11 protein-coding genes and 1 pseudogene are annotated in these 14,323 nt (G+C 39.2%); 5 read left to right on the top strand and 7 right to left on the bottom strand.

Annotated elements, in window-relative coordinates:
* Positions 1 to 1,621: pseudogene (locus tag DRF61_RS18160) on the top strand (DUF2723 domain-containing protein); the annotation flags it as partial.
* A 95-nt stretch (positions 1,622 to 1,716) separates the two neighbouring features.
* On the opposite strand, the gene DRF61_RS18165 reads toward DRF61_RS18160, so the two are convergent.
* From DRF61_RS18165 to DRF61_RS18175, 3 genes are all read right to left on the bottom strand, one after another.
* Complete coding sequence (locus DRF61_RS18165) at positions 1,717 to 2,094, bottom strand: VOC family protein (RefSeq protein WP_111959672.1); 378 nt, start codon at positions 2,092 to 2,094, stop codon at positions 1,717 to 1,719.
* A 241-nt stretch (positions 2,095 to 2,335) separates the two neighbouring features.
* The gene (locus DRF61_RS18170) at positions 2,336 to 3,496 is read right to left on the bottom strand and encodes an FAD-dependent oxidoreductase (RefSeq protein ID WP_111959674.1); all 1,161 of its coding nucleotides are present in this window, start codon (positions 3,494 to 3,496) and stop codon (positions 2,336 to 2,338) included.
* A 32-nt stretch (positions 3,497 to 3,528) separates the two neighbouring features.
* The gene (locus DRF61_RS18175; RefSeq protein WP_111959676.1) at positions 3,529 to 4,287 is read right to left on the bottom strand and encodes a helix-turn-helix domain-containing protein; all 759 of its coding nucleotides are present in this window, start codon (positions 4,285 to 4,287) and stop codon (positions 3,529 to 3,531) included.
* Positions 4,288 to 4,453: 166 nt separating this feature from the next.
* Between DRF61_RS18175 and DRF61_RS18180 the strand changes: the two genes are divergently transcribed.
* Entirely contained in the window at positions 4,454 to 5,605 is a 1,152-nt protein-coding gene (locus DRF61_RS18180; RefSeq protein ID WP_111959678.1) for a tetratricopeptide repeat protein, read from the top strand.
* 64 nt (positions 5,606 to 5,669) lie between these two features.
* Here DRF61_RS18180 and DRF61_RS18185 read toward each other — a convergent pair whose 3' ends face one another.
* The 3 genes from DRF61_RS18185 to DRF61_RS18195 form a co-directional block, all read right to left on the bottom strand.
* A complete protein-coding gene (locus DRF61_RS18185; protein WP_111959680.1) occupies positions 5,670 to 6,851 on the bottom strand; it encodes a phosphatidylinositol-specific phospholipase C domain-containing protein in 1,182 nt (393 codons plus the stop codon).
* Positions 6,852 to 6,875: 24 nt separating this feature from the next.
* Positions 6,876 to 9,728 carry a TonB-dependent receptor gene (locus DRF61_RS18190; protein WP_111959682.1) on the bottom strand — a complete coding sequence of 951 codons (2,853 nt, stop codon included), beginning with the start codon at positions 9,726 to 9,728 and terminating at the stop codon, positions 6,876 to 6,878.
* Positions 9,729 to 9,876: 148 nt separating this feature from the next.
* Entirely contained in the window at positions 9,877 to 10,932 is a 1,056-nt protein-coding gene (locus tag DRF61_RS18195; RefSeq protein ID WP_111959684.1) for a helix-turn-helix domain-containing protein, read from the bottom strand.
* 170 nt (positions 10,933 to 11,102) lie between these two features.
* Between DRF61_RS18195 and DRF61_RS18200 the strand changes: the two genes are divergently transcribed.
* Positions 11,103 to 12,098, top strand: coding sequence for an MsnO8 family LLM class oxidoreductase (locus DRF61_RS18200; RefSeq protein WP_111959686.1), 996 nt, complete (start codon positions 11,103 to 11,105; stop codon positions 12,096 to 12,098).
* Positions 12,099 to 12,111: 13 nt separating this feature from the next.
* Positions 12,112 to 12,474: a hypothetical protein gene (locus DRF61_RS18205; protein WP_111959688.1), complete on the top strand. Its 363-nt coding sequence runs from the start codon at positions 12,112 to 12,114 to the stop codon at positions 12,472 to 12,474.
* 7 nt (positions 12,475 to 12,481) lie between these two features.
* Here DRF61_RS18205 and DRF61_RS18210 read toward each other — a convergent pair whose 3' ends face one another.
* Complete coding sequence (locus DRF61_RS18210; protein ID WP_111959692.1) at positions 12,482 to 13,342, bottom strand: NAD(P)-dependent oxidoreductase; 861 nt, start codon at positions 13,340 to 13,342, stop codon at positions 12,482 to 12,484.
* 164 nt (positions 13,343 to 13,506) lie between these two features.
* Between DRF61_RS18210 and DRF61_RS18215 the strand changes: the two genes are divergently transcribed.
* Positions 13,507 to 14,088, top strand: a complete 582-nt coding sequence (locus tag DRF61_RS18215) for a Crp/Fnr family transcriptional regulator (protein WP_111959694.1) — start codon at positions 13,507 to 13,509, stop codon at positions 14,086 to 14,088.
* The last annotated feature ends 235 nt before the right edge of the window (positions 14,089 to 14,323 follow it).

The following is a 14,323-nucleotide window of genomic DNA, read 5'->3' on the forward strand; positions in this document are numbered from 1 at the left end:
AGCCGGAGCTATCTTATGGTTTATCCAGTCTAAGATAAAATCAAACGGAGCAAACATTGCTTTGGGAGTAGTTTTATTGGGTGTCCCTTTTATGATGGGATTCCAGAACTATACGCCGCATGACCGCAGCAAAAAATCAGCAGCGCGTGACTATGCCTATTCATTCCTGAAATCACTGTCTAAAGATGATATCATTTTTATCTATGGCGACAACGATACCTTCCCTGTGTGGGCTATTCAGGAAACAGAGCGGTTCCGCGATGATGTAAAAACCGTAAATTTCACCTTGCTGGCGACTCCATGGTATATTGATCAGGTAAAGAGAAAAACATACAATGCGGCAGGAATTCCAAGTGAACTGACTCACGAGGACTACAGAGACGGTGTAAACGACCAGATCTACATGATGAAGAAAGAAGACTGGGAAGGAGTTTTCTCTATGCTGAAAGAACAGGGGGTCCCTGATACGCAATTCGGAGCCTTCAGAAAATACCTTACACAGGATTCACTGACATTGAAAGAGGCTGTTGACTTTATCAAATTCAAATCTCCCGAAAAAGATGAGCTTTTAAAAATGTACTTCGGGGAAGAAAAGTTTGAGAAATATAATATTCTTCCGGTAAACAAATTCATTCTTCCGGTTAACAAAGAAAATGCTTTAAAAGCAGGAATTATCACCCAGGCAGATCTTCCGGATGTGGTGAACCAGATCATGATTACCTATAAAGGAAACACGCTTTATAAAAACAACCTGATCATGCTGGATATGCTGGCCAATTTCGACTGGAAACGTCCCATCAACTTCTCATCAGGAGGAATCTACGACAGCGAGAATATCTTTTATCTTGACGAATATCTTCAGTTTGAAGGTTTCAGCTACAAATTAGTGCCTATTCATACAGCTCCAAACCTGGATGGTGATATGGGCAGGGTAGAGGTCAACTCACTTTATAATGTTGTGAAAAACTTCAGATGGGGCAATTTTAAAGACCTGGGTATTCATTATGATGAAGCAGCTACCTCAAACATTATGGGCTACAGAATGACGGCTGGAAGGGCCGCTTCAGCATTGGCATTAAAAGGACAGAAAGCTAAAGCTATAGAATTATTAGACCTTGCCTCAAAAGAAATTCCTGCTGAAAAATACAATGATCCCCGCTCATTAAGCTCTATGGTCACCGGATATATCATTGCAGGACAGGAGAAGAAAGGTCTGCAGCTGGCAGAAATCCTGAAAAAAGAGATCTTTGAAGAGTACGATTACTATCTGAGTCTTTCCCCAACATTTCAGAGACAGTCAGCCAAGCAGATGAGAGTGAAGCCAATGGAGTACTCGATGGTGGTATCAGCGGTTACAGATGCTTATAAGAAATTGGGACAGAATGAAAAGGCATATGCTTACCTGGTAAAATCTATAGAACCGATTGATAAGAAATTCAATACTTTCCTCAAAGATCTTCAGCAGATGGGTAAAGAAAAGGCGATAAAGGAATCTGAAAATGTACAAAAGATCACTCCTTTCTATCAATATTTGTTCGATGTGATGCAACCTTTTGATTCTACCTATTCAAAAGAAAAAGAAGATCAGATTACCCGGGCAATGATCAAAGTGACCCAATAGATGCCTTAAAAAACTTAACAAAGAAAAAGTCCGGACTATACCGGACTTTTAATTTTATATATGATCATTTGTTCTTAAACGAATTTAAACAACAACTAATCAATCGGCTCCCACAATTGAATCTTGTTTCCTTCCAGATCCAGAATATGCAGGAATTTTCCGTAATCATAAGTTTCGATAGTGTCCAGAATCGTAACGTTTTCCTTTTTTAATTCCTCTGCCAATGCCTCCAGATTTTCCACTCTGTAATTGATCATGAAATCTTTCGTAGAAGGTTCAAAATATTTGGTAGTTTCTGTAAAAGGAGCCCATTGTGTAAGTCCCTTTTTAGAAGTATCTTCACTTTCACGCCATTCAAAACTGGTTCCGTAGGGAGTTGTTTCAAGGCCGAGATGGGTTTTATACCATTCATTTATTGCATTTGGATCCTTCGATTTGAAAAGGATACCTCCGATTCCTGTTACTTTTTTCATGTCTGTTTTTTAGTTGTTAGAATATATTTATTATGGAAAACGATTGATGCTTTCCCTGATTTCAAATATATGTAAAACTTTTTACCGGAATATTCTTCTGAATTAAAATTCATAAAGCGCATGCTCACTGACTGAAATAGCTGAAAAAATAATGTCTCGGACTGATGGCTCTTTCAGAGGTCAAAGACTTTGATGAGCTAGAAGTCTCCGATCTTTAAAAGCCCGGAAAAATTAATTTATTTTAATGACTGCTGAAAAATTCCAGCATATCATCTAATGCCGTTTTGGAATGCATTCTGTCACCATTTTCCAGGGAATCTTTTGTGGCTTCAGCAGCTCTTTTGCGCATCTGAATTTCATAATGACTGATGGCTTCCTCCAGAGTAGTGAACCGATCCGATGTCAGACATTCACTCAGTTCCAATGCATCCAGCATTGCCATATTGGCTCCTTCTCCTGCAAACGGAGGCATTACATGGGCTGCATCTCCAAGCAGGGTGAGATTGGGTTTTGTTTCCCATGACTGATCCAGAGGCATAGAATAAATAGGACGCGGAATAAAAGGGACAGAGGCATTTTCGAAAAGCTCGTACCAGATGCTGCTCCATTCAGCATATTCTTTTTTAAACCATTCCAGTATTTGCATTTGATCAGAGAAATCCAGACCGCTTTCCTTAGCCCAGTTTTCATTGGTTCTGAAACTTGCATAAAATCCAAGATCGCCACTTCCTTTCTGGCCCATAAGCAGATTTTTATGAGTTCCAAAAGCCATTATCTTTCCGTCCCTGATCAGTTCTTTGATATGCGGAGCCGTTTTTTCTGCATTATATACATTGCCTTCAAGCATTAAAATTCCTGAATAGATGGGTTTCAGGTCTGTAAGATAAGGGCGGATCTTAGAATTGGCACCGTCGGCAGCAATGACAATATCCGCATAGGCCGAAAAACCGTTCTTGAATTGCAGCTGCCAGCCTCCATTTTTAGGTTCCATCGCAATAAAATGACTGTCCCAGATCACTGTTTCAGGTTCCAGAGATTCCAGAAGCATGTTTCTCAATGGTCCGCGGTCTATTTCCGGACGGAAATGCTTGTTACCAAAATCTTCATCAGGTTTTGTTTCGTGGTCGGTGAATATGATTTCTGCGTGTTCATTTACGATCAGCATTTTGTCTGCTCCGGGACGGTAATTCTTTTTAAATTCATCCAGGAGACCAGCATTTCGGATGGCATCCATTCCCGATCCTTCATGCATATCAAGCGGAGAACCCTGAACCCGGGCGTTTTTATTAAGATCCCTTTCATATACCTTTACATTGGCATTTTTAAGCTGTAAAAGTCTTGCCAGCGTCAATCCTCCCGGACCGGCACCTATTATGGCTATTGATTTATTTTCTACTAACATTGTATTGTAATTTTAATTTTACTGATGCAAAATTATTTTTGTTTCAATACGGATAATAGTATAAATCGGTCATTTTTGTTCCTGGACAATTCCTTTGGGACAACCCCTGAAAATTTCTTGATTTCTTTGATGAAATGCGTCTGATCTGTAAAATTAAGTTCAGGAAATAGCTTGCCTTCCGCAATATGGCCTAAAGAGGCTCTGAAACGCAGAATACTGCAGTAGGCTTTTAAAGAAAGTCCGAACTGCTGATTGAAGTAACGGTTGATTTGTCTGCTGCTCCAGCCTGTTTTCTCTGAAAGTTCTTTCACGCTCATTTCGCCGTTTGATGCATAGATGAGGTCAAAAAGCCTGTGCTTTCTTTCATCAACGGTTTGCGGCAGTAGTTCTGTTATTTTTTCTGTTATTTTTAGAGTAAATGTTTCAAGATTTTTAAGATTATCATCATTCAGATTCCAAAAATCATCAGGAAGATTCTTACCACTGTTGATCAGGTCTGCAATGGAAGTGTGGAGGATATATTCCACGGCAAGAGGACGGAAACTGACGGCAAAAGCAAACGTGCCGGAAGGAATACTTCTCTGCTCAGGTGCAGTTTCCAATCCGATGAGAAAAACATTGAACGATTCATTCGGGCCGGATCGCATAAAAAATAAATCGACCCTTCCGTCAGGGAGTATAACCACTTCTTTTGCTTCAACTGCAGGATTATGAAACATCCCTATATTTTCTACAAAGCTGTCCAGTGATGGGTCCGGTTGAATAAATTTACAGTAGAATTCGTTGTCCATAGAAGTATACTTCTGTTATAATTTTTCAAAAAACTAAATTACAAGAAATTGGACTTAAGTGATCAATTTTAACTCAATTCTGTATAAATCTTTATTTTGTGAATAATTTTAGTCTAAAATTTGGAAAATATCCAAATAACTGATAATTTAGTTATAAATCACAATAATGAAATTCCCAATCTTTATATGCTTCTTTATTTTTACCATTTCAGGGATCAATGCTCAGATGATTGATAAGGAAAAACTTCTTGAATATTATGAATCACAGCGTTATGCTGAAGCTGCCCAATATCTGCAGAGTGTATATCCTGAAGATACAAAAGATGTAAAAGCTCTGACGCAGATGGCATATTGCAATATGATGTCCGGAAAACTTCCGGAAGCAGAGAAAAACTATCTAAAGGTCAATGCTGTAGAACCGGGAAGTCTTCCGGTTTTATTCAGCCTGGCCAGTATCAATTCCAAGAGAGGGAATGCAGCGAATGCTAAAGCGTATCTTTTGAAAATTATTCAGCTGGACAGCCTTAATTTCAGTGCGTACAAACAGTTAGCTGGTTTGGGAGATACTCCTGAGTCCAAATTACAATACCTCAAAAAAGCAAATGCCTTAAACCGTACAGAGCCGGATATTGCTTACGATCTTGCTGTGGCTTACCGGGAAATCAAACAATATCAGCAGGCTTATGATGTCCTTGAAACAGCTATTGGTGCAGATAAAGATAATTTTACGTTGCAGCAGGCCCAACTTCCGATAGTTAACCTGTTGGGCAAATACAAAGAGGTTGTTGAAACCGGAGAAAATCTTCTGAAAAAAAATACAGATGTCAACGTGATCAATGAAATGGGACAGGCTTATTTTTATTTAAAAGATTATCAAAGGTGTATAGCACTTTTTAAAACCTTGGAAGATCTTGGTGTTCAGAATGAAGGGACTCTGTATTTCATGGCTTTAAGTTACCGTGAGCTTAAGGAATATGATCAGGCTGCCATATATGCTGAAAAGACCATTGATGAGGGTATTTCTGATCATACAGCACTTTATTATACCGCTTTGGGAGGAATTTATGAATCCAAAAATCGTTTTTCAGATGCTCTGGAAGCCTACAAAAGAGGCCTGATGTTTAAAAACAGTAACAATATCTACTATCGTCTGGGCCTTTTGTATGACCTCAACCTGAAACAGGCTAAAAATGCAGTAACTTACTATAATCTGTATCTGAAAAATAAACCGGATTCTGAGAAAGAAAAAGAACAGATTAGTTATGCGAAGGCAAGGATCACATCGTTAACACATCCAAAAGAAGTGGCAATAAAGTAGAACCTATCTTGGTTGATAAATAAAAAGCATCCTCAAATATAATTTTGAAGATGCTTCATTAGGTTTAGCGACAGTCCGCATTGATAGGATTCAGGATATAATCTTTGTCCTGGGGAGGTTTTACAAAATAAGACGTTCCATAAACATTTCCGGGCCGGAAAAAATCTGTAGAAACAACCTGTGCACCGCTGCTGAAGGCTGCTTTTGATCGGGTAAGGTCATTGACCTTGGCTTCATAGGTTTCAATATCAGCCCTTGTTCGTACCATAAATCCCTGCTTCACCAGAGCCTGAATGTCCTGCTGCCGTACAATTGCATTATCTTTTAAAATAAAGGCTGCAAAACTGTCCTCCGGCTCACTTTCCATGAACATTAGTCTTTTTTCCAGAGAACCGTCAATAAGATAAGGACTGTTTTTAGTAGACTGAGTTCCTGCACTTCCCGGTAACAGCATGAATATGAATTTTCCTCTGCTGTCTTCTGCTTTTGGCCAGTTATTATGAACGACAGCCTCCCGCAGTGTAGGAAACTTGCCCTGTACTTCTTTAGGAGTAATGATCTTATCTTTCCCCAGATACTGTAAAATTTCCTGATCCAGATCATCATAAGCTTTTTGGGTAAAAGGTAAAACCTGGGTAGAATTGGGGAAAATAGGAAATCCGGAGTCCTTGGCTTCCACCATAATAAATAGGGTAGTGTGCTGAGGATGCTGATCCGACCATTTCCGAAGTTCCTTAAGGGCATCTTTTAACGTCGGATAATGCGATCTGAAATCAATATCTGCCATATGCAGAAGCTTAAATCCGGGTTGGTCCAGGTCTTTGGTATTGTGCGGTGCCAGATCTTTTACGCCTTTCTCCTGTAAGACGCGGTAGGATGCCGGATGATTAAAGCGGTTGCCGTCCGGATCATAGTAAACATCCAGCTCAAGGCCGCGGAGATTGGCATTAAGCTGCTCTGTAAAACCGGGATGATTATAATTGAGGGCCTCTGTAAAATCCATTCCGTTAGGATGGTATTCCTGGAATTTAGCTTTCTGCTCAGAGGACATTCCTGAACTGTATTTTGCCATCAGATTCTTGATAATAGGCGCTGCAAGATCCAATACTTTGGGATCTACCGGTTCTGCATAGGAATTATGAGTTCCCAGTACCTGTATCTGGTTAATTCTGATGTTTTTACATTTTTCCTGGGCATGGAATAGTGAGGCTGCAGCTACTGCAGCAGTATACATATACTTTTTCATAAAGTGGATAATTATTTTGTATTATTAAAAATTGAAATTAACACCAAGCTGGCCTCTTATTCCGGAATAGGAGAGGTTCTCAACTCTGGATTTTTCTCCCATATAATACCGGTTGGGCTCGTTGAAAATATTATTCAGTTCTACAAACAGTCTGATATTTTTATTGATGCTGTACGACGTAGAAGCATCTACCGTAAAGTTTTTATCAAAATGCTGATAATGATCGGGACCGGCAGCTGTTCTTATTTCGCTGACGTAATCTCCCTTATAATTTCCAGCCAGACGGAGCATGAGCTTACTGGTTTCGAAAAATAATATGGTATTAAAAATATGCTTGGCCTGATTGGGAATGGTCGTTTTCATGGTTCCGGTCTGTTTTCCGTTTTCATAGACGGGCATTTTCATTTCGGAATTGATATAGGTATAGTTTCCTTCAAAACCAAGATGTTTCAGAAATCCGGGAAGCCTTTCAAATCGTTTGGAGATTCCGATTTCGAAGCCGTATAGTTTTGCCCCTTCTAAATTTTTAGGAGTGGTAAAGGTGTATGGAAGTCCATTGATGTTAAGGATAGACTGGTCTTTGTAGATCAGATCGGTAATGTCCTTATAAAAAGCTCCGGCGGTGACAAGGTCAAGTTTTCCGAAATAGTTTTCAAACATCAGATCGAAATTATTGGAAAAAGTGGGGTTCAGCTGAGTATTTCCCTGGACAACAGTATTGGACAGATCATTGACAATAGTTCCCGGGTTGAGGTCATTAAAATCAGGTCTGGCAAAAGATCTGGTGTATGCGGCTCTCAGTATTCGATCTTTAGTTAATTTCCATTTCATATTGATCATAGGCAGAAATAGGTTGTATTTTTTCCCGTCTTTAATATCTTCTGCCACAGTTCCGGACTTATCGGAAACTACTTTCTTGCCGTAGAAGGAAATATCATTATATTCATTTCTTACACCGCCCACCAGCTGAAAGTTCTCATTGACCCGCCATGTGCCCATTACATAGGTGGCCCACACATTTTCTGTTCCTCTGTAGGAGCTGGTCATGTTGGAATTGCTGTTCTTTCCGCTTACCTGCTGCAGTCCCAGAATATTTTGAGTAGCGGGATTATAAAATTGGTCGATCTGTCCATTAGTGATCTGGTTGATCATGACTGACTGATAAGGATTACCGATAGGATTCATAAAACCTCCTTTAAATGGAAAAGGTGTCTGTTCAAACTGGCTCATATAGCTTAACGGAGATCCCGGAATACCCAGTGCTGATTTCGGCATCCAAACCAATACCGCAGCATCAACTACTTTTTCTTTATTATTGAATTTTGTTCCGAATTGAAGTTTAAAATGCTCCGAAACGGTATATTTCAGATCCACCTGACCCCGAAGATCGGTTTCGCTGTTACGATTCTGGCTGAGGATCACCTGATTCAGTTTTAGCTGGTTGGCAGAAACCGGGCTCTGATTATGAGGTAAGGTAAAGTCTGCCGGATCACCCGTTCCGCCTGGAGCATCCATGGCAAAGTATTTTCTGCCATCAGAAGCCAGGTTTCCATAGGTCATAGGCTGCACAAAATTGATGATCGGGTAGCCTCTGTCATGGTCTTCTAAATTTTCCGGAGAATTAAATTTAAAACTTGATCTGGCTTTAGACAAAGACCAGTCTATTTCTAAGCGCTGGCCAATCTGATGGTTCCCACCCACCTGCATGGAATATAAATCGGTAAGATAATCGGCATGTCTTGCCTGAAGTGTTACATTCTTAGAGTCAAAATTAAAATAGGTTTCCCGCACAGACTGTCCGTCTTTGTACTGACTGTACAGCCCTTTGAAGTACAATTTATTTTTACTGTTGATGTCATAGTCCATTGCGTAATTGAACCCCAAAGTTCTTCTGTCTGCCAGATAATCACGAAGCTGTAACTGATTGATGGAATAAGATGCGGTCTGATCTGCCAAACCATAATTGAAAATATTCCGCATTTGGTCTATAGCACTAGACCGTTGCCATATCACCGCAGAGGAAATGAATTTCAGCTTTTCTGTAATTTTGTTTCCATAAACGATGGAAGAGTTAAACGTTGGAGATTTGGACATATTTACATATCCGGTAGCAGTACTTATGGCCAGTGTTTCTTTGTTGGGGGATGTTTTTGTAATGAAATCCACATTTCCGCCGATAGCGTCGCCATCAAGATCAGGAGTCAGTGCTTTAGATAAACGTACACTTTGTATAAGCTCAGAAGGGAAGATATCCATCTGGACTCCTCTGTTGGCATTATCACCACTTGCGCTCGGCATTCTGCTGCCATTCAATGTGGAAGAAGTCCATTGAACCGGAGTACCTCTCACGGCAACAAAACGCCCTTCCCCCATATCCCTTTCAATGGAGACTCCCTGCATGCGCTGTACCGCATCTGCAGCATTACGGTCCGGTAATTTCCCGATAGCATCTGCACTCAGAACTTCCGTAATGGTGTTAGAGTTTTTCTTCATGGTAATAGCCCGGGCCTGTGACGCTTTATAAGCGCTGGTGACCACTACTTCCTGAATGGCATTCTCTTTCGCTTTTTTTTCGCCTAGGCTGATTAAGCCCAGATCAACCGCCTTCTTATCAGCGACTATAAAAGGTAAATATATACTTTCGTAACCTGAATATTCAATAATCAGTCTGTAATTTCCGTCAGGAATATTGCTTAATACAAAAGACCCGTCCGTATTCGACGTTATTTTTTCTGCTTTATTTTCTATATAGATTAAAGCATTAGGCAGGTTTCCCTGCTGATCAGCCACAACACCATGCACTGTGGTTTGGGCCATCGTAAGGCCTCCCAGAAAAAAGCCAGCTGCAGTGGTTAAAAAAAATCTTCTTCGTAACATTTTATAAATTTTGCACAAAGATGTTTTCCCTGAGAAAGAATTCAGTTCATTTAAATTTTAACAGACTTGTTTAGATTTGAACATTATTTAATGTGTTGATTTTTAGATATTTGTATTTGTTAAATAATTGTAATATAGCATTTGGACGTTATAAAACATGATCTGTTGGCAGGCAGTTGAACTCTTTTTTGAAATATTTGTAAAAGGTAGACTTGGACTTAAATCCGCATTGGTAGGCTAGATCCGTAACATTGGAATCAGGCTCTTCTTCCTGCATGCGTTTGAACTGTAAAACACGGTTACGGTTGGTATATTCATGAAAGTTGGAAGAAAGATATTGGCTGAACGTAATGGTAAGATCGGTTCTGGAAATAGATAAATACTGTGAAAGCTGCTCCAGGGTAAAGTCTTCATCCAGATAGATAATGCTTTTGTCATAAAATTCCTCTATAGAAGATTTTACCTTCTCAAAATCTATTTTAGAAAGATCCTTGTATTGGTATTTTTCCTTAAAAAGAGGCTCTTCAGGGACTATAAGGGTGTCTTTTTTCTGCTGTTCGTGGTACGTTAAAATATAAACGTACAATATCCAGGCAAACTGGATTAAAAATGAAAGGTTATACATTTTTTGAAACAGAAGAATATCCAGCCCTAATTTGTAGCTTGACCAGAAAACCAAAACACTCCCTAACACAAAAGATAAAAATAGCCGGAATTTTTTTATAAAAGGGTTTTCGATCTTTTTTTGATACTGGGACAATAGAACAATACAGATGAAAAGACTTCCTGTCCAATAATGAATATAATAATTGGCAAAATACTTTGAGTACAAGTTAATAATCAGATCTCCTTCTTTGTAACCGAATAGCTTTGCTGACAATCCAAAGGTATGGATGAGAACGATCAGAGAGAAAGGGTAGAGCAGGTATTTCAGTTTGTCCCGGTGTTTGAAATTAATCAGATAAAAAGTAATGTACAGAAATATCAAACCCTTAAAAACTCTCAGACTGCCCGGTATTTCATAAAGAATAGATTCATATCCGAATCTTTGGATGATGAAATATTCATAGCCCATATCCACTACTACGGTCACAATGTAGAGCAATAGCATATTGTGAAAAGACTTTCTGTTCTTGGCAAGACAGAGTAAGACAGCCAGCGTAATTACAGCCTGCAGGATAACAACCATTAAAATGTACAACATAGCCAGTTTAAATCTGTCCAAAATTATCAATAAACAGGAAGGATGCTTTTAACAGATCATTAAATTTTTGGTATTTTTATAAAAAGTTTTCAGGAACTCATGTTCATCTTCAAAAGTATAAGTGTTCAATAGATAAATATGTAGTTTTAAATTAAAAGTAAACAGCAGGCATGAAATTGAAATTAGGGATCCTGGACCAATCTCCGACCATTGAAGGGGGCAGTTCACTACAGGCATTGAAGAACAGCATTGATCTGGCGCTGTTTGCTGATAAAGCAGGATTTCATAGTGTCATCTATTCCGAACATCACGGGGTGGAAGCGTATGGAAGTTCAAGTCCTGAAATTCTGTCTGCCATCATATTAAGCAAAACTGAACGAATCAAAGTAGGAACCGGAGGGATCATGATGAAAAATTATTCGGCCTACAAGATCGCAGAATGGGCCAAAATGCTGGAAAGTCTTTATCCGGAACGGTTTGTCCTGGGTTTGGGGAAAGCTCCGGGAGGATTAAAAGATGCCGTATCCGCATTGAATAACCACCGCCCCGTTGTTTTATCCAGTCAGGAAACTAAACTTGAAGAGATCATACAATACATTAAAGAAGAGAAGGGAGTCTATGAAGAGCTTATTGCCCAGCCAAAAGGCCTTACTCACCTGCCTGAAATCCTATGGCTTGGCTCCGGAATTCAATCTGCCAGGGAAGCAGCTCAACATGGCGTGGGGTATTCATATGCTGATTTTATGAGAAATGATCAGGGGACGAAAAGTACCGAAACTTATTTAAGCGAATTCGATAGAAACCAGTACAGTCCGGTTCCTTCGCTCCAGGTGGCTGTTGCGGTATCTGTAGCAGAAGATCTGAAATCAGCTCAATACAATGCCTACGGAATGGCTTATCAGTTTCTGCAGGCAAGGCATATACAGGCGCCGGAAGCACTTCTTCCCTCAGAAACAGTTGAACAGAGAATATTGGGAAGTGAAGATGAAGAAGAATTTTTTAAAATCCTGGATCATATCATTACAGATACACCGGGAAATATTTCAGCGAGGCTCCGGGAAAAAGCGGACGAGTATGGTACGGATGAATTAATCATTCTCTGTAATATGTTTAAAGAAACAGACCGTATAGATACCTATAAAAGTATTATATTGGCAAACGTATAATCACATATCCCTCATGAGCTATAATATCCAGTTATTCAGCATTGAAACAAAAGAAAAAGAGAAGGCCGCCGATGACGACAGCTTTTTTGACCGTGAAGAAAATCTTGTTCCATTCACGGGAGAACAGATAGCGGGATTGAAAGAACGCCTTTTAAAGTATAAATATGCATTGGTAAGAGAAGATGAAACGGGAATTCATTTCAGCCATTCTGATGAAGATTTTGGAAATGCCTTACTTACCGATAAAGGCCTTTATTTCAATGCAAATTTGAGTGAAAGTTCCATTTTTGAAGTAGGAATGACTGCATCTGAGTTTACAGATACGGGTGAATTTGCAAAATATGACCCGCAGAATGAAGGCTGGGAAGAATTCTAAATCTCAACTATAGTTTTTTAAAATTCTGCAGCGTTTCTATGACTCCTTCAGGTTTTTCATTTTCAAAAATACCAGATTCTAAAACCCTTTCAAAGGTTTGCGCAGTTCCGGAAGCAATGATGTTAGGGAGATTTTCACTTTCCAGCATTTCGGCCAGACCTTTCATTTCATCAATTCTTCTCACAATGTGCTGAGGATAGGTAGGCGTTGTTTTCATGAGGTCCTGATAGGTTCCCGGAAGGAATTCCTGAAGACTTTCGTTCAGTTCATCCAGGATACCGAAATGGGCTGCTGCAGTCATGGTTTCAAAAAACAGGGCGTTCATTCCTTTATTCACCATAGAAAATAGGAGTTTGTATGCTGATGCTGCCTCTGTTTTTTCACCGGCATCTTTTATTTTAAAAACAGGAGCAAACAGATTGATAAACAAATTTCCGTACATACCGCTCACCACCAACACAGCATGGTCAGGAATATCTTTGGAAGCTCCCATTACTGCTCCATTCACGAATGGAATATCTATTGACAAGAATAGTTGCTCAATAGTAGCGGCAAGAGCTGGAGTATTAGAGTTTAAATCGACATAGAGAGGGCAGTTTGAAGCTTTTTCCAGACAGAAAATAATACTTTCTGCTACTTTCAGGCTTCCTTCCGGGCTGGTAAGCGAAAGGATAACATCAGCCTGCTCAACAGTATCCTGAAGAGAATGAGTATCAATAATTCCTAATTCTTTTATATTCTGTAATGTTCTTTCCGACCTTCCTTCTCCTGCAGTGATAACTTTAAAGTTGTGGTTTATAAGTGCTTTTGCTATTTGGGTTCCCATATCTCCAGGGAACAGAACTGCAATAATGGGCTGAGTTTTCAATATTAATAATTTTTGAATGTTGAATATTCGAAGATACAAATCTCTTTAATTTTTTTCAGTTGTCACACACATTGTATCGATACGGTTTATTGATAAAACTGATTCATAAAGGAACTGTTCCGGATTTTGCTTAATTTTGATCCTTACTGCAGTACTTTATTATAATGAATAAGTCCCCGATTAATAATTATTTCCATTCCTTATTTGACATCAAAGAAGAAGTGGTTGGAAAAATCACAGAGACATTCAGTCACTTTGAACTCAAAGCGAATGAAGTTTTGTTGAATAAAGATGAGATCAGTACCAAAACATTTTTCCTGGAAAAAGGCTATGTCCGTTCCTTTATCCTTAATGAGGACAACGAAGAAATTACCACTAATATTTATGCAGCGCCCTGTTTTGTCAACGACTTTCTGTCGTTTTTCAGACAGCAGCCTGCGAAAGAAATATACCAAACCATTACTGCATGTTCTTTTTGGGAAACAGGTTTGGAAAATGTACAGCACAACTTTCATAACATCCCGGAATTCAGAGAATTCAGTAGGCTTCTTTTTGTTCTTAATTATTACAGCATTCACGACCGGTTGATCGAAATGGCCAGCCAGAAAGCTTCCACCAGATATTTTAATCTGATGAAAAAGCATCCCGATATTTTCCAGTTTGTTCCTCTGAAGATCATCGCTTCTTACCTGGGAATTAAAGACAGCTCATTAAGCCGCATCAGAAGAGATATTCATAAAATGTAACCGTACAGGTTTTAGAATTGGAGGGTTTTTGGGTTTGAGAGTATAGGAGTGTATTGAGTTGCTGGTTAAAATAACGTTGCTGGTTCCTTGACTTTATCATTTACTATTCACTTGCAAAGCAAAATTAACGATTGACATTTTCTAATATTAATAAAAGTCTCAGGTCTCAGGTCTCATGTCTGAAATCTAATTTCTTTTCATTTGTCAAGTGATATATTAGAATTTGGATCTCATC

Source organism: Chryseobacterium lathyri, assembly GCF_003290185.1.
In the GTDB taxonomy this organism is placed as follows: Bacteria; Bacteroidota; Bacteroidia; order Flavobacteriales; family Weeksellaceae; genus Chryseobacterium; species Chryseobacterium lathyri.